Here is a 15,653-nt window from a genome sequence, read left to right as displayed (position 1 = left end):
GGGAACCTGCATCCTGAAAATAATAAACATCGCGCCAGTGCTTAAACTTTTTTACTACAGGTGATTTATGACTTACGTAATTGTTCATGCTCTTGCACCGATTTTCGTCATCATGCTGCTGGGATTCTGGGCCGGTAAAGCAAAGATGGTCGATAACAAAAATGTTTCCCTGCTGAATATCTTCGTTATGGATTTTGCACTCCCTGCCGCGCTGTTCAGCGCCACCGTGCAAACCCCGTGGACCGGCATTGTGGCGCAGTCGCCGCTGATCCTGGTTCTCACCCTGGCGATGTGGATCACCTATGCGGCCATCTACTTCCTCGCCACCAAAGTCTTTAAAAAATCTCCGCAGGATGCGGCCGTACTGACGCTGACCGTCGCTCTGCCAAACTATGCGGCGCTCGGCCTGCCGATTCTGGGCAGCGTGCTGGGTGAAAGTTCTTCTACTTCACTCTCCGTGGCGGTCTCCATCGCCTGTGGTTCGGTGCTGATGACCCCGTTCTGCCTGCTTATTCTGGAGCGTGAGAAAGCCCGCGCCGAAGGCACTAACTCCGGTTCAACGCTTTCCATGCTGCCGGTGCTGATGTGGCGCTCCATTAAAAAACCGATCGTGATGGGCCCGCTACTGGGTGTGATCCTGTCCGCTATCGGCATCAAAATGCCAGAGCTGGTACTGGCGGCGATTAAACCTCTGGGACTGTCCGCGACCGCTGCGGCGCTGTTCCTGACCGGGGTGATCCTCTCCGCGCGTAAGCTTCAGATCAACACCATGGTGATCACTTCCACTATCGCCAAGCTGCTGATCCAGCCAGCGATTGCCTGGGGTATCGTTTTAATCTTCGGTCTGCACGGCTCCGTGGCGATCACCGCCATCCTGATGATTGCGCTGTCTGCGGGCTTCTTTGGCGTGGTGTTCGGTAACCGCTTTGGCGTGCAGTCGCCGGATGCTGAAGCCGTGCTGCTGTTGAGCTCCATACTGTGTATCCTGTCGCTGCCGCTGTTTATCTCGCTGACTTCAGGAATGTAATCATGACCACAACATTACGCCCACACGACCTCATCTGGCTTACCGCGCGCGACGCCCTGGAAGGGATTACCGAATCCTGGGTAGATGCGGCCTGGCATACCGGGCTACCGGTAGTGGTGCGGCGTGATGTTGATAATGAAGGCCGTATTCCCGTTGGCGTGCGCGGATTGCGCCGCGACCAGCGGGCGGCCGGATGGGTGAAGCCTGAGAACGTGTTGCGCGTGGTGTCGCCCGAAGAGTTGAGCGTTGCCGCCGACCTGCTGCGTTCGCCGTTTGTCACTCAGCCGCCGGTTCAGGTGGCGCTTCAGCTTGCGCAGCAGTCGTGGCCGTGGACGTGGGGGATAACCGGCAGTACGGGTTACGCGCTGGCGACCGGCATTCCGGTGATCCACGCCGATAGCGATCTCGATCTGCTGATCCGCGCCCCGCGTACCGTTTCCCCTGAGGCGTTTACTGACTGGCAGGCTCAGCTCAGCCGTGCGTTGTGCCGGGTGGATACGCAGGTGGACACGCCCGAGGGCGGATTCGCGCTGGCAGAATGGTTACGCGACGGCAAAACGCTGCTAAAAACGCAATGTGGACCGCGCCTGGTAGCGGATCCATGGCACAGGGAGGAGTAATGAAAATACTGTTTACCTTTCCGGGGCAGGGCACACAGCACGAAGGTATGCTGCAAAACCTGCCGGGAACGGAGCTGGAGCAGGCCCGTGCTGTGCTGGGGGCGGAAGTCGATACCTTGGACAGCGCATCCTCGTTAACCCACACCCGTGCGGTTCAGCTTTCACTGCTGATTGCCGGCGTGGCCTGGGCGCGCGAGCTGGAACGTCGCGGCGTGTCGCCGGATATTGTCAGCGGTCTGTCCATTGGCGCTTATCCTGCGGCGGTTATCGCAGGCTCGCTGGACTTTACGGATGCGCTGAAGCTGGTGGCGCTGCGCGGTGATTTGATGGAGCAGGCGTATCCGCACGGCTACGGCCTGACGGCGATTATGGGGTTGACCCTGCCGCAGGTGGAAAACCTGATTCAGGGGACTGGAACCTATATCGCTAACCTGAACGCCGAAACGCAGATCGTGATTGCCGGAACCGATGACGGTATGGCGCAGGTGGCGGAGCGCGCGCTGGCGAAGGGTGCAAGCAAGGCCAAACGGCTGGCGGTGAGCGTGCCATCGCACTGCGCGCTGCTGGCGGAACCGGCGAAGAAGCTGGCAGCGGCGTTTGAATCGGTCACGCTTTCCCGTCCCCGCTGCGCGTACCTGAGCGGCAGTACCGGACGCGTGCTCTGGCAGCCGGAGAAAATTGCCGACGATCTGGCAATGAACATGGCGCGAACCGTGCGCTGGCAGGAGGCGGTGATTTCCGCTAACGAGCGTGAAGCGCGGCTGGCGATTGAGATGCCGCCGGGAGGCATATTAACCTGCCTGACGCGGCAGGCGGCGTGGGAAGGCGAATCCATTTCGCTGGAGCGCAGCGGGGTGGACGTGGCGGTGCATCTGGCGGGGCGGCTTCGTGCGTGAGTTTTTTTGCCCGGTGGCGGCTGCGCCTTACCGGGCCTACGGGTTCGGTTGTATTATTTTGTAGGCCGGGTAAGACGCAACGCGTCGCCACCCGGCAAGGCCTCAGGCTCCGTCCTGCAAACTTCTGGCGTACATCCGCCCTTCCGCGGCCAATGCTCGCAGGCTCGGATCCTGCTCGCGGTTGCGGGCAAAGACGATCGCAATCAGCTGCTGCATCTGGTACGGCTGTGCCAGCTTCAGTAGCTGCACCGAATTTTCGTACACTTTCTTCATCCTGCCCGGCATCAGCGTAAACCCGACCCCCGCCTGTACCAGGCTCAGCATCGAGAAAATATCGTTTACCCGCGTCACAATCTCCGGCTCGAAACCGGCAATATGAAACGCTTCCTGAAACCCGGCGTAAGTGGCGAACCCTTCCGCGAGGGCGACAAACTTCTGATCTTTATAGTCACGCAGATCGGCGGGACCGCTGGTATTCAGCGTGGCAGAGGCCGGTGCGGCAAGGAAAATATCGTCATGGAACAGGGGCAGCACTTCGAGGCTGTTACGGTCGATATCGCTCTCGGAGATAGAGATTAAAATCGCATCCAGCGACCCCTCATCCAGCATATGGAGCAGGGTTTCGTTCGAGCCCATCGTCAGATCCATCTCCAGATCCGGACGGCGCAGCTTCATGCCCATTATCAGGCGCGGCACGGTTTCCAGCGTCAGCGAGTAAAGCGTACCGACGCGCAACCGTCCCTGGCCGATACCGGCAATCTTGCGCGACTCTTCCAGCCCGCGCTCCATCACCTGCATCACCTCCTGACAATACTCCAGCAGCGTCCATGCGGAGGGGAGGGCAATCAGGTTACGCCCTTTGTGAGCAAAGAGCGGGCAGCGGACGTTCTCTTCGAGGGTATGCAGCGCGCGGTGCACGCTGACACCGCTCAGGCCGAGCGTTTCGGCGGTACGTGCGATATTGCCCTTGTCCATGAACGTCATGAAGATGCTGAGCTTACGGAATGTAATCTCGCTCGTGGTATCGAAGCCCATAACCCTCCCGGCGTGTTAGTCGGCTTGCAGCATCGCTTCCAGCTGTTCCTGCGCGTCCAGCCATGCCATTTCGCACTCTTCGAGACTGGATTTGGTTTTCGCCTGCGTTTGCAGACAGTCCGTCAGCTCCGCTTTGCGGCTCTGATCGTACAGTTCGCTGTCGCCCAGCTTCTCTTCGACGGCGGCAAGCGTGGCGTTAAGCTTTTCCATCTCTTTTTCGAGACGGGTAATCTCTTTACGCAGCGGCTGAGTCTGGGTGCGCAGTTCCGCTTCACGGCGCTTCTGGTCTTTACGCGCCTGGGCGCTGTTGGCGTTGTCTTTCGCTGACTCTTCCGGCTGGTTTTCCTGCTTCTGCACGTCCGTCAGCCACTGCTGGTAATCTTCCAGGTCGCCGTCGAACGGTTCCACTTTGCCGCCGTGAACCAGATAGAGATCGTCGGTGGTGGAGCGGATCAGGTGGCGATCGTGCGAAACGACAACCAGCGCCCCTTCGAACTCGATCAGCGCTTCGGTCAGCGCCTGACGCATGTCGAGATCGAGGTGGTTGGTCGGTTCATCGAGCAGCAGCAGGTTTGGACGCTGCCAGACGATCAGCGCCAGCACCAGACGCGCTTTTTCGCCGCCGGAGAAACGCGCTGTATTTTCAGTCACCTTATCGCCCTGGAAGCCAAAGCCGCCGAGGTAGTCGCGCAGCTTCTGCTCCATCTCCTGCGGCGCCAGGCGCGCCAGGTGCTGGATCGGCGATTCATCGGCGCGTAAAAATTCCAGCTGATGCTGAGCGAAGTAGCCAAGCTTGATGCCCTTCGCCAGCCCGATTTCGCCGCTGACCGGGTTAAGCTCGCCCGCCAGCAGCTTGATCAGCGTCGATTTACCGGCGCCGTTACGCCCCAGCAGACCGATGCGTGAACCCGGCACCAGGTTGAGCTTGATAGAGTCGAGAATAATGCGATCGCCATAGCCCGCGCTCACTTTTTCCATCTTCAGCAGCGGGTTCGGCAGGCTCTCCGGCTCGCGGAAGCTGAAGTGGAACGGGTTATCCACGTGCGCGGGGGCGATCATCTCCATGCGTTCCAGCATTTTGACGCGGCTCTGCGCCTGCTTGGCTTTTGACGCCTTGGCCTTGAAGCGATCCACAAAGCTTTGCAGGTGCGCCACGCGCTGCTGCTGGCTTTCATACATCGCCTGCTGCTGGGCGAGGCGCGTCGCGCGCTGGCGCTCGAAAGAGCTGTAGTTGCCGGTGTACTCGAACAGGCTTTGCTGTTCGATATGAATGATTTTATCCACCACCGGGTCGAGGAAGTCGCGGTCGTGGGAGATCAGAATCAGAGTGCCCTGATAGCTCTTGAGCCACTTCTCCAGCCAAATAACCGCATCGAGATCGAGGTGGTTGGTCGGTTCATCGAGCAGCAGGAGGTCAGAGCGGCAGATCAGCGCCTGCGCCAGGTTAAGGCGCATACGCCAGCCACCCGAGAAATCGCTCACCGGGCGTTCAAGCTGTTCGTTGCTGAAGCCCAGGCCGTGCAGCAGGCTGGAGGCGCGGGAGCGAATGGTCCAGGCGTCGATGGCGTCCAGCTTGCCGTGGACGGTGGCGATGGCGTGGCCGTCGTTGCGCTCGTTGGCGGCGTTGAGCTCCGCTTCGAGCTTGCGGTATTCACGGTCGCCGTCGATAACATAGTCGAGCGCCGGTTCGCTCAGCGCGGGGGTCTCCTGGTTTACCCAGGCGAGCTGCCAGTTGCCTGGGAAGGTAAAGTTCCCGCCATCCGCGCTTATCTCGTTTTTCAGCAGTGCCAGCAGGGTGGATTTACCGCAGCCGTTTTTGCCGACCAGCCCCACTTTCTGGCCCGGGTTGATGGTAGCAGTCGCGTTATCCAGCAGGACGCGCACGCCGCGACGAATTTGTAACGAGGAGAAAACAATCATAGAAGCGCCGTATGTTCCGACTATGTTAATTTGTCATTATGATAATGTAAGGTGTGGGCCAATTTCCCCACCGGGCCGCCATGGTAGCCCAAAACGACAACAATACACAAAAACAGAACCGGGAGGGGAGTGATGTCTCAGACAGCGAAAGTGCTGCTGCTGTATGCCCATCCGGAATCACAGGACTCGGTGGCAAACCGGGTGCTGCTTAAGCCGGCCACACAGCTCAGTAACGTAACGGTGCACGATCTCTACGCGCACTATCCCGATTTCTTTATTGATATTCCTTACGAGCAGGAACTGCTGCGTCAGCACGACGTGATTGTGTTCCAGCATCCGCTTTATACCTATAGCTGTCCGGCGCTGCTGAAAGAGTGGCTGGACCGCGTGCTGAGCCGGGGCTTTTCCAGCGGGGTGGGGGGCAACCAACTGGCGGGAAAGTACTGGCGGAGTGTCATCACCACCGGTGAGCCGGAAAGCGCTTACCGTCACGACGGGCTGAACCGTTACCCCATGAGCGACATTCTGCGGCCGTTTGAGCTGACGGCGGCGATGTGCCGTATGCACTGGATGAGCCCGATTATTATCTACTGGGCACGGCGGCAGGATCCGAAAGCGCTGGCGAGCCATGCCAGGGCCTATGGCGAATGGCTGGCGTCACCGATTCCGGCGGGAGGACGCTAATGAACGGTTCGAATTTACTCCTCGCCGGGGTGCTGTTTTTGTTTGCCGCCGTCGTCGCGGTCCCCCTTGCCGCGCGTCTCGGCATTGGCGCGGTGCTGGGCTATTTGCTGGCGGGGATAGCCATTGGTCCCTGGGGGCTTGGGTTTATCAGCGATGTGGATGAAATTCTCCACTTCTCCGAGCTGGGCGTGGTGTTCCTGATGTTCATCATCGGGCTTGAGCTTAATCCGTCCAAGCTGTGGCAACTGCGGCAATCTATTTTTGGCGTCGGGGCGGCGCAGGTGTTGCTCAGCGCCGCCATTCTGGCGGGCCTGCTGATGCTGACGCAGTTTTCCTGGCAGGCCGCGGTGATTGGCGGGATCGGTCTTGCAATGTCGTCGACGGCGATGGCGCTTCAGCTGATGCGCGACAAAGGGATGAACCGCAACGAGGCGGGGCAACTGGGCTTTTCGGTGCTGCTGTTCCAGGATTTAGCGGTGATCCCGGCGCTGGCGCTGGTGCCGCTGCTGGCAGGCTCCGGAGACGATCATTTCGACTGGATGAAGATCTCCATGAAGGTGCTGGCCTTCGCGGGGATGCTGATCGGCGGACGGTTTTTACTGCGTCCAGTGTTCCGGTTTATTGCGGCATCCGGCGTACGCGAGGTCTTCACCGCCGCAACGCTGCTGCTGGTGCTTGGTTCAGCGCTGTTTATGGATGCGCTGGGGCTGTCGATGGCGCTCGGGACGTTTATCGCCGGGGTGCTGCTTGCGGAAAGCGAGTACCGCCACGAGCTGGAGACCGCCATCGATCCGTTTAAGGGGCTGCTGTTAGGGCTGTTCTTTATCTCGGTGGGTATGGCGCTTAATCTTGGCGTGCTCTATACCCATCTGCTGTGGGTTATTGCGAGTGTCGCCGTGCTGGTGGCGGTCAAAACGCTGGTGCTGTATCTCCTCGCGAGGATTTACGGGCTGCGCAGCTCGGAAAGGATGCAGTTTTCCAGCGTGTTAAGTCAGGGCGGAGAGTTTGCGTTTGTGCTGTTTTCCACTGCGTCGTCACAGAAGCTGTTTAAAGATGACCAGATGGCGCTGCTGCTGGTGACGGTCACGCTGTCGATGATGACCACGCCGCTGCTGATGAAGCTGGTGGACAAACTGCTGTCGCGCCGTCTTAATCCCGCAGACGATGAAGACGAAGCGCCGTGGGTGGAAGATGATAAACCGCAGGTGATCGTCGTGGGCTTTGGCCGCTTCGGACAGGTGATTGGTCGCCTGTTGATGGCAAATAAAATGCGCATTACGGTGCTGGAGCGCGATATCAGCGCAGTCAACCTGATGCGCAAATATGGTTATAAGGTGTACTACGGGGATGCGACGCAGCTTGAGCTGTTGCGCTCGGCGGGCGCAGAGGCTGCGGAGTCCATCGTCATCACCTGTAACGATCCGGAAGACACAATGAAGCTGGTGGAGCTGTGCCAGCAGCATTTCCCGCATCTGCATATTCTGGCGCGTGCGCGCGGACGTGTTGAGGCTCACGAACTTTTGCAGGCGGGTGTGAAACACTTCTCCCGCGAAACCTTCTCCAGCGCGCTGGAGCTGGGGCGCAAGGCGCTGGTTTCGCTGGGTATGCATCCTCACCAGGCGCAACGCGCCCAGATGCATTTCCGCCGGCTGGATATGCGAATGCTGCGTGAACTGATGCCTGTGCACAGCGACACGGCGCAGATCTCCCGCGTGCGGGAAGCGCGTCGCGAACTGGAGGAGATCTTCCAGCGTGAGATGCAACAGGAACGACGCCAGCTCGACGGCTGGGATGAATTTGAATAAAGGGTAACGAAAGATGGCTTTACGTAAACGCTTTATCGCGGGCGCAAAATGCCCGTCTTGCCAGGCGCAAGATACGCTGGCCATGTGGCGGGAGAATAATATCGATATTGTTGAATGTGTTAAGTGCGGTCACCAGATGCGTGAGGCCGACAAAGAAGCCCGCGATCACGTTCGCAAAGAAGAGCAAGTGATCGGCATTTTTCATCCAGACTAGCGATATGCTCTGAGTTTTTTTAAGCTTAAGGGTACACGGGTGCAGAATTCCGCTACAATCTGCGCCAGCAATTTTCCCACGCTCAGGAGATATCATGAAAGTAGCAAAAGACCTGGTGGTCAGCCTGGCCTATCAGGTACGTACAGAAGACGGTGTGTTGGTTGATGAGTCTCCGGTGAGTGCGCCGCTGGACTACCTGCATGGTCACGGTTCCCTGATTTCCGGCCTGGAAACGGCGCTGGAAGGTCATGAAGTTGGCGACAAATTCGACGTTGCTGTCGGCGCGAACGACGCTTACGGTCAGTATGATGACAACCTGGTTCAGCGCGTTCCTAAAGACGTGTTCATGGGCGTTGACGAGTTGCAGGTTGGCATGCGCTTCCTGGCTGAAACTGACCAGGGTCCGGTTCCGGTTGAAATCACAGAAGTTGAAGACGACCACGTTGTGGTTGACGGCAACCACATGCTGGCTGGTCAGAACCTGAAGTTCAACGTAGAAGTTGTTGCTATCCGTGAAGCGACCGAAGAAGAGCTGGCTCATGGCCACGTTCATGGTGCGCACGGTCACGACCATGACCACGATCACGGCCACGACGGCTGCTGCGGTGGTCACGGCCACGATCATGGTCATGACCACGGCCACGGTAAAGGTGGTTGCGGTAACGGCGGCTGCGGCTGCCACTGATTCCGTACTGCGGAAAATAAAAAAGCGGGATAATCCCGCTTTTTTTACGCCTCAATAATGAGGTGGTGGCGTCTCTTCAGCCTGAGAGGCGATGTGCGACGACTGCGTTGCCTTCACTTTTTCAGTGAGAAGTCGCATCAAATCGCGCATTTTTGCCATTTCAAGCTCATGAGCCGTCACGGTCTGGTTCAGTTCTTCGATGGTGATGTCCTGAAAAGCCAGGCGGCTTTCCAGCTCAGCCAGTCTCGCTTCGATCGTTGTATCCTTCATCATTCACCTCGTTTATCTCTCATGCGCCATAATGGACCAGCGGCGGCGAAGTTTATCTGACTTTTTCCTTAAGTACAGTATCCATCTCCCTGACAAGAAACTTATTTAAACAAAAATAGTCTGAAAAGAAGCGACATTCGGGGGAGTCTGTCTGTAGATTTCTTCCACAACGTTTTATAGTACGTCACTCATTTACGTTTAACACTGGGGTGAGAGACCTCAGGTCCTGGAGATATGGATGAAATCACTGTTTAAAGTTACGCTGCTGGCGACCACTATGGCTGTAGCGCTCAATGCGCCGCTGTCTTTCGCTGCTGATACTGCTGCGAAGCCTGCTGCGACTACAGACAGCAAAGCGGCATTCAAGAATGACGACCAGAAATCCGCCTACGCACTTGGCGCGTCTCTGGGCCGTTACATGGAAAACTCTCTGAAAGAACAAGAGAAACTGGGCATCAAACTGGACAAAAACCAGCTGATCGCAGGGGTTCAGGATGCGTTCGCAGACAAGAGCAAACTGTCTGACCAGGAAATCGAGCAGACTCTGCAAGCGTTTGAAGCGCGCGTGAAAGGCGCCGCTCAGACCAAGATGGAAGCAGACGCTAAAGATAACGAAGCGAAAGGCAAAGCCTACCGCGATAAGTTCGCTAAAGAGAAAGGCGTTAAAACGTCTTCTACTGGCCTGATCTATAAAGTTGAGAAAGAAGGTACCGGCGACGCGCCTAAAGACAGCGACACCGTTGTAGTTAACTACAAAGGTACGCTGATCGACGGTAAAGAATTCGATAATTCTTATACTCGCGGTGAGCCTCTCTCCTTCCGTCTGGACGGTGTGATCCCGGGCTGGACCGAAGGCCTGAAGAACATCAAGAAAGGCGGTAAAATCAAGCTGGTCATCCCACCGGATCTGGCTTACGGCAAAACCGGCGTTCCGGGTATCCCGGCTAACTCTACGCTGGTATTTGATGTAGAACTGCTGGACATCAAACCGGCGCCGAAAGCGGATGCGAAAACAGACGCACCGGCTGACGACAAAGCCGCAGCAGCTAAGAAGTAATGCTGAAAAAAACCGCCGCCTTTACAGGCGGCGGTTTTTTTATTGTGGGGCAGATATAATTAACACTGGAAAGCGTTATACACGCTGTATTAATTTAGTTGTCCGTGTAGATAATGAGCCTGCCCTGAAAACCTAACGACAGGCTCCTGAAAAGGAGTGTTTTTTTCATGTCCAGGTCGCTTTTAACCAACGAAACCAGTGAACTTGATTTGCTGGATCAACGTCCATTTGACCAGACCGACTTCGATATTCTGAAATCCTACGAAGCGGTAGTGGACGGGTTAGCGATGCTCATTGGTTCCCACTGCGAAATCGTATTGCATTCCCTGCAAGATCTTAAGTGTTCCGCTATCCGCATTGCGAATGGTGAGCACACTGGCCGTAAAATTGGTTCGCCAATCACCGACCTTGCATTGCGTATGTTGCATGACATGACCGGCGCGGACAGCAGCGTCTCAAAATGCTATTTCACCCGCGCCAAAAGCGGCGTGCTGATGAAATCAGAAACGATCGCGATTCGAAACCGCGAACACCGGGTGATCGGTCTGCTGTGCATCAACATGAACCTTGATGTGCCATTCTCGCAAATCATGAGCACTTTCATTCCGCCAGAAACGCCGGACGTGGGCTCATCGGTGAACTTTGCCTCTTCTGTTGAGGATCTCGTGACACAGACGCTGGAGTTCACCATTGAAGAGGTGAATGCCGATCGCAACGTATCCAACAACGCCAAGAATCGTCAGATCGTCCTGAACCTCTATGAGAAAGGGATTTTTGATATCAAAGATGCCATCAACCAGGTGGCCGATCGCCTGAATATCTCCAAACACACGGTTTACCTCTATATTCGCCAGTTCAAAAGCGGCGACTTCCTGGGGCAAGACAAGTAATGCGTTTTGCGTTAATGGTGACGGGCCCGGCGTACGGTACCCAGCAGGCCAGCAGCGCGCTACAGTTTGCCCATGCGCTGCTTGATGCCGGTCATGAACTGGCAAGCGTCTTCTTCTATCGTGAAGGGGTCTATAACGCGAACCAGTTTACGTCCCCGGCGAGCGATGAGTTTGACCTTGTGCGCGCCTGGCAAAAATTAAACGAAACGCAGGGCGTCGACCTGCATATCTGCGTCGCGGCGGCACTGCGTCGCGGCGTGACGGATGCGACTGAAGCCGAACGCCTTGGTCTGGCGGGGGCTAACCTGCAACCGGGCTTTTCGCTCAGCGGATTAGGCGCATTAGCACAGGCGGCGTTGACCTGCGACAGAGTGGTGCAATTTTGATGAAGCGCGTAGCGTTTGTTTTTACTTCTGCCCCGCATGGCAGCGCTTCAGGCCGGGAAGGGCTGGATGCATTGCTGGCGACCTCGGCTTTAACCGAAGATATTGGCGTCTTCTTTTTAGGCGATGGCGTATTCCAGCTTCTGGCAGGCCAACAACCGCAGGCTATTCTTGCGCGCGACTACATTGCGACCTTTAAAGTTCTGCCGCTCTATGACATTGAAACCTTCTATGTGTGCGCCGACTCGCTGGCCGCTCGTGGGTTAAATGAGAAAATACCGTTCGTGCTGGACGTGACGATCCTGACATCTTCTGCGCTGCGCGAACAACTTTCTCACTACGATACCGTTCTGACTTTCTGAGGCTATCATGCTCCATACCCTGAGCCGTTCACCGTGGCAATGCGATATCGACACGTTACTGAGCATGCTGCGCGAAGGCGATGATCTGCTGCTGATTCAGGATGGCGTGCTCGCGGCGCTTGATGGCAGCCGTTTTGTTGAAATCCTCGCTAATGCCCCCATAACAGTCTCTGCGCTTAAAGAGGATCTGGATGCGCGGGGTCTTTCTGGTCAAATTTCAGCCAAAATTGACGTGGTTGGCTATACTGATTTCGTCAATCTTACTGTGACGCACGCCAGTCAAATGAACTGGTGATTTGAGATCGCTGTATATTTCTTGACACCTTTTCGACGTAGCCCTAAAATTTCGCGTCCTCATATTGTATGAGGTCGTTTTATTACGTGTTTACGAAGCAAAAGCTAAAACCAGGAGCTATTTAATGGCAACAGTTAACCAGCTGGTACGCAAACCACGTGCACGCAAAGTTGCAAAAAGCAACGTGCCTGCGCTGGAAGCCTGCCCGCAGAAACGTGGCGTATGTACTCGTGTATATACCACCACTCCTAAAAAACCAAACTCCGCACTGCGTAAAGTATGCCGTGTGCGTTTGACTAACGGTTTCGAAGTGACTTCCTACATCGGTGGTGAAGGTCACAACCTTCAGGAGCACTCCGTGATCCTGATCCGTGGCGGTCGTGTTAAAGACCTTCCGGGTGTTCGTTACCACACCGTTCGTGGTGCGCTGGACTGCTCAGGTGTTAAAGACCGTAAGCAGGCTCGCTCCAAGTACGGCGTGAAGCGTCCTAAGGCTTAATGGTTCTCCGTTAAGTAAGGCCAAACTGATTTATCTTAATGTCAAACTAAACTCGTAGAGTTTTGGACAATCCTGAATTAACAACGGAGTAATCCCATGCCACGTCGTCGCGTCATTGGTCAGCGTAAAATTCTTCCAGATCCGAAATTCGGATCAGAACTGCTGGCAAAATTTGTAAATATCCTGATGGTAGATGGTAAAAAATCTACTGCAGAAGCAATCGTATACAGCGCGCTGGAGACCCTGGCTCAGCGTTCTGGTAAAAATGAACTGGAAGCTTTCGAAGTCGCTCTCGACAACGTGCGCCCGACTGTAGAAGTTAAGTCTCGCCGCGTTGGTGGTTCTACTTATCAGGTTCCAGTTGAAGTTCGTCCGGTTCGTCGTAATGCTCTGGCAATGCGTTGGATCGTTGAAGCTGCTCGTAAACGCGGTGATAAATCCATGGCTCTGCGTCTGGCGAACGAACTTTCTGATGCTGCAGAAAACAAAGGTACTGCAGTTAAGAAACGTGAAGACGTTCACCGTATGGCAGAAGCCAACAAGGCGTTCGCACACTACCGTTGGTAATCCCTTCGGAGTCGTAGTCACCAGGCGGGCGCTTCAGAGAAGCCGCCCGCTCTGGCTAACTTAACTGAACGCCTAAAGATATAAACGAGGAATCAAATGGCTCGTACAACACCCATCGCACGCTACCGTAACATCGGTATCAGTGCGCACATCGACGCCGGTAAAACCACTACTACCGAACGTATTCTGTTCTACACCGGTGTAAACCATAAAATCGGTGAAGTTCATGACGGCGCAGCCACCATGGACTGGATGGAACAGGAGCAGGAGCGTGGTATTACTATCACCTCCGCAGCGACTACTGCTTTCTGGTCAGGTATGGCTAAGCAGTACGAACCGCATCGCGTAAACATCATCGACACCCCAGGGCACGTTGACTTCACCATCGAAGTAGAACGTTCCATGCGTGTTCTTGACGGCGCGGTAATGGTTTATTGCGCAGTTGGTGGTGTTCAGCCTCAGTCTGAAACCGTATGGCGTCAGGCTAACAAATATAAAGTTCCACGCATCGCGTTCGTTAACAAAATGGACCGTATGGGTGCTAACTTCCTGAAAGTTGTTGGCCAGATCAAAACCCGTCTGGGCGCGAACCCTGTTCCGCTTCAGTTGGCAATTGGTGCTGAAGAAGGCTTCACCGGTGTTATCGACCTGGTGAAAATGAAAGCCATCAACTGGAACGAAGCAGATGCGGGCGTTACCTTCGAATACGAAGATATCCCGGCAGAGATGCAGGACCTGGCTGACGAATGGCACCAGAACCTGATCGAATCCGCAGCAGAAGCTTCTGAAGAGCTGATGGAGAAATACCTGGGTGGTGAAGAACTGACTGAGCAAGAGATCAAATCTGCTCTGCGTCAGCGTGTTCTGAACAACGAAATCATCCTGGTAACCTGTGGTTCTGCGTTCAAGAACAAAGGTGTTCAGGCAATGCTGGATGCGGTAGTTGACTACCTGCCATCCCCGGTTGACGTTCCTGCGATCAACGGCATCCTGGACGACGGTAAAGATACTCCGGCTGAGCGTCACGCAAGTGATGACGAGCCGTTCTCTGCGCTGGCGTTCAAAATTGCTACCGACCCATTCGTGGGTAACCTGACCTTCTTCCGCGTTTACTCTGGTGTGGTTAACTCCGGTGACACCATCCTGAACTCCGTGAAATCGGCGCGTGAACGTTTTGGCCGTATCGTACAGATGCACGCTAACAAACGTGAAGAGATCAAAGAAGTTCGTGCGGGCGACATCGCTGCTGCTATCGGTCTGAAAGACGTGACTACTGGTGACACCCTGTGTGACCCGGATCACCCGATCATTCTGGAGCGTATGGAATTCCCTGAGCCGGTAATCTCCATCGCGGTTGAACCAAAAACCAAAGCTGACCAGGAAAAAATGGGTCTGGCTCTGGGCCGTCTGGCGAAAGAAGACCCATCATTCCGCGTATGGACTGATGAAGAATCTAACCAGACCATCATCGCTGGTATGGGTGAACTGCACCTGGACATCATCGTTGACCGTATGAAGCGTGAATTCAACGTTGAAGCGAACGTGGGTAAACCTCAGGTTGCTTACCGCGAAGCGATTCGCGCGAAAGTTACCGATGTTGAAGGTAAACACGCTAAGCAGTCTGGTGGTCGCGGTCAGTACGGTCACGTTGTGATCGACATGTACCCACTGGAGCCGGGCTCTAACCCTAAAGGTTACGAGTTCATCAACGACATCAAAGGTGGTGTAATTCCTGGCGAATACATCCCTGCCGTTGATAAAGGTATCCAGGAGCAGCTGAAAGCTGGTCCTCTGGCTGGTTACCCGGTTGTAGACATGGGTGTTCGTCTGCACTTCGGTTCTTACCACGACGTTGACTCCTCTGAACTGGCGTTTAAACTGGCTGCGTCTATTGCCTTTAAAGAAGGCTTTAAGAAAGCAAAACCAGTTCTGCTTGAGCCAATCATGAAGGTTGAAGTAGAAACTCCGGAAGAGAACACCGGTGACGTTATCGGTGACTTGAGCCGTCGTCGCGGTATGCTGCGTGGTCAGGAATCCGAAGTAACTGGCGTTAAGATCCACGCTGAAGTTCCGCTGTCTGAAATGTTCGGATATGCAACTCAGCTGCGTTCTCTGACCAAAGGTCGTGCATCATACACTATGGAATTCCTGAAGTATGATGATGCGCCGAACAACGTTGCTCAGGCCGTTATCGAAGCCCGTGGTAAGTAATCCACAGGATTAAAACCTAAGTCCCGTGCTCTCTCCGAAGGGGAGAGCACTATAGTAAGGAATATAGCCGTGTCTAAAGAAAAATTTGAACGTACAAAACCGCACGTCAACGTTGGTACTATCGGCCACGTTGACCATGGTAAAACTACCCTGACTGCTGCAATCACTACCGTACTGGCTAAAACCTACGGCGGTGCTGCTCGTGCTTTCGACCAGATCGATAACGCACCAGA

19 protein-coding genes are annotated in these 15,653 nt (G+C 55.3%); 16 read left to right on the top strand and 3 right to left on the bottom strand.

The window, feature by feature from the left end:
• The first annotated feature begins 67 nt into the window (after nucleotides 1-67).
• Genes IPZ49_RS14420 through mdcH form a run of 3 tightly spaced genes read left to right on the top strand, consistent with a single transcriptional unit; the run spans nucleotide 68 to nucleotide 2,543 of the window.
• Complete coding sequence (locus IPZ49_RS14420; RefSeq protein WP_063146985.1) at nucleotides 68-1,027, top strand: AEC family transporter; 960 nt, start codon at nucleotides 68-70, stop codon at nucleotides 1,025-1,027.
• Between the two features lie 2 nt (nucleotides 1,028-1,029).
• The gene (locus tag IPZ49_RS14415) at nucleotides 1,030-1,647 is read left to right on the top strand and encodes a malonate decarboxylase holo-ACP synthase (RefSeq protein ID WP_048966615.1); all 618 of its coding nucleotides are present in this window, start codon (nucleotides 1,030-1,032) and stop codon (nucleotides 1,645-1,647) included.
• Nucleotides 1,647-2,543 (top strand): malonate decarboxylase subunit epsilon, encoded by an 897-nt coding sequence (mdcH, locus tag IPZ49_RS14410; RefSeq protein ID WP_022649600.1) that lies wholly within the window; start codon nucleotides 1,647-1,649, stop codon nucleotides 2,541-2,543. Before IPZ49_RS14415 ends, mdcH begins: the two co-directional genes overlap by 1 nt.
• Before the next feature lie 102 nt (nucleotides 2,544-2,645).
• Here mdcH and IPZ49_RS14405 read toward each other — a convergent pair whose 3' ends face one another.
• Both IPZ49_RS14405 and IPZ49_RS14400 read right to left on the bottom strand, forming a co-directional pair.
• Complete coding sequence (locus IPZ49_RS14405) at nucleotides 2,646-3,578, bottom strand: LysR substrate-binding domain-containing protein (protein WP_022649599.1); 933 nt, start codon at nucleotides 3,576-3,578, stop codon at nucleotides 2,646-2,648.
• A gap of 15 nt (nucleotides 3,579-3,593) precedes the next feature.
• Entirely contained in the window at nucleotides 3,594-5,498 is a 1,905-nt protein-coding gene (locus IPZ49_RS14400; protein ID WP_023298762.1) for an ABC transporter ATP-binding protein, read from the bottom strand.
• 132 nt (nucleotides 5,499-5,630) lie between these two features.
• Between IPZ49_RS14400 and kefG the strand changes: the two genes are divergently transcribed.
• From kefG to slyD, 4 genes are all read left to right on the top strand, one after another.
• Entirely contained in the window at nucleotides 5,631-6,182 is a 552-nt protein-coding gene (kefG, locus tag IPZ49_RS14395; protein ID WP_003861686.1) for a glutathione-regulated potassium-efflux system ancillary protein KefG, read from the top strand.
• The gene (gene kefB / locus IPZ49_RS14390; RefSeq protein ID WP_032626769.1) at nucleotides 6,182-7,987 is read left to right on the top strand and encodes a glutathione-regulated potassium-efflux system protein KefB; all 1,806 of its coding nucleotides are present in this window, start codon (nucleotides 6,182-6,184) and stop codon (nucleotides 7,985-7,987) included. The genes kefG and kefB overlap by 1 nt, the downstream gene beginning before the upstream one ends.
• A gap of 13 nt (nucleotides 7,988-8,000) precedes the next feature.
• The gene (locus IPZ49_RS14385; protein WP_022649597.1) at nucleotides 8,001-8,201 is read left to right on the top strand and encodes a YheV family putative zinc ribbon protein; all 201 of its coding nucleotides are present in this window, start codon (nucleotides 8,001-8,003) and stop codon (nucleotides 8,199-8,201) included.
• Between the two features lie 94 nt (nucleotides 8,202-8,295).
• Nucleotides 8,296-8,886: a peptidylprolyl isomerase gene (gene slyD, locus IPZ49_RS14380; protein ID WP_003861691.1), complete on the top strand. Its 591-nt coding sequence runs from the start codon at nucleotides 8,296-8,298 to the stop codon at nucleotides 8,884-8,886.
• A 51-nt stretch (nucleotides 8,887-8,937) separates the two neighbouring features.
• On the opposite strand, the gene IPZ49_RS14375 is transcribed toward slyD, so the two are convergent.
• On the bottom strand, nucleotides 8,938-9,156 hold the full coding sequence (locus IPZ49_RS14375; protein ID WP_023298761.1) for a protein SlyX: 219 nt from the start codon (nucleotides 9,154-9,156) through the stop codon (nucleotides 8,938-8,940).
• A gap of 238 nt (nucleotides 9,157-9,394) precedes the next feature.
• Here IPZ49_RS14375 and fkpA point away from each other — a divergent pair, with 238 nt between their 5' ends.
• From fkpA to IPZ49_RS14330, 9 genes are all read left to right on the top strand, one after another.
• Nucleotides 9,395-10,213, top strand: a complete 819-nt coding sequence (gene fkpA, locus IPZ49_RS14370; RefSeq protein WP_003861695.1) for an FKBP-type peptidyl-prolyl cis-trans isomerase — start codon at nucleotides 9,395-9,397, stop codon at nucleotides 10,211-10,213.
• Between the two features lie 167 nt (nucleotides 10,214-10,380).
• Nucleotides 10,381-11,103: a transcriptional regulator gene (locus IPZ49_RS14365; RefSeq protein ID WP_003861697.1), complete on the top strand. Its 723-nt coding sequence runs from the start codon at nucleotides 10,381-10,383 to the stop codon at nucleotides 11,101-11,103.
• A complete protein-coding gene (gene tusD / locus IPZ49_RS14360; RefSeq protein WP_003861699.1) occupies nucleotides 11,103-11,489 on the top strand; it encodes a sulfurtransferase complex subunit TusD in 387 nt (128 codons plus the stop codon). The genes IPZ49_RS14365 and tusD overlap by 1 nt, the downstream gene beginning before the upstream one ends.
• A complete protein-coding gene (gene tusC / locus IPZ49_RS14355; protein ID WP_023298759.1) occupies nucleotides 11,489-11,848 on the top strand; it encodes a sulfurtransferase complex subunit TusC in 360 nt (119 codons plus the stop codon). Before tusD ends, tusC begins: the two co-directional genes overlap by 1 nt.
• A 7-nt stretch (nucleotides 11,849-11,855) precedes the next feature.
• Nucleotides 11,856-12,143, top strand: a complete 288-nt coding sequence (tusB, locus tag IPZ49_RS14350) for a sulfurtransferase complex subunit TusB (RefSeq protein ID WP_022649592.1) — start codon at nucleotides 11,856-11,858, stop codon at nucleotides 12,141-12,143.
• Nucleotides 12,144-12,267: 124 nt separating this feature from the next.
• Nucleotides 12,268-12,642, top strand: coding sequence for a 30S ribosomal protein S12 (gene rpsL / locus IPZ49_RS14345; protein WP_000246815.1), 375 nt, complete (start codon nucleotides 12,268-12,270; stop codon nucleotides 12,640-12,642).
• A gap of 96 nt (nucleotides 12,643-12,738) precedes the next feature.
• The gene (gene rpsG, locus IPZ49_RS14340; protein WP_003861706.1) at nucleotides 12,739-13,209 is read left to right on the top strand and encodes a 30S ribosomal protein S7; all 471 of its coding nucleotides are present in this window, start codon (nucleotides 12,739-12,741) and stop codon (nucleotides 13,207-13,209) included.
• A 96-nt stretch (nucleotides 13,210-13,305) separates the two neighbouring features.
• Nucleotides 13,306-15,420, top strand: coding sequence for an elongation factor G (gene fusA / locus IPZ49_RS14335; protein WP_022649591.1), 2,115 nt, complete (start codon nucleotides 13,306-13,308; stop codon nucleotides 15,418-15,420).
• Nucleotides 15,421-15,489: 69 nt separating this feature from the next.
• On the top strand, nucleotides 15,490-15,653 hold a 164-nt coding region (locus IPZ49_RS14330), incomplete at its 3' end, for a GTP-binding protein (protein ID WP_001445782.1).

This window comes from Enterobacter cloacae complex sp. S2, from assembly GCF_015159675.1.
Lineage (GTDB): Bacteria > Pseudomonadota > Gammaproteobacteria > Enterobacterales > Enterobacteriaceae > Enterobacter > Enterobacter intestinihominis.
Note: the sequence above shows the minus strand (reverse complement) of the source record. Positions and strands in the feature narration are given on the sequence as shown.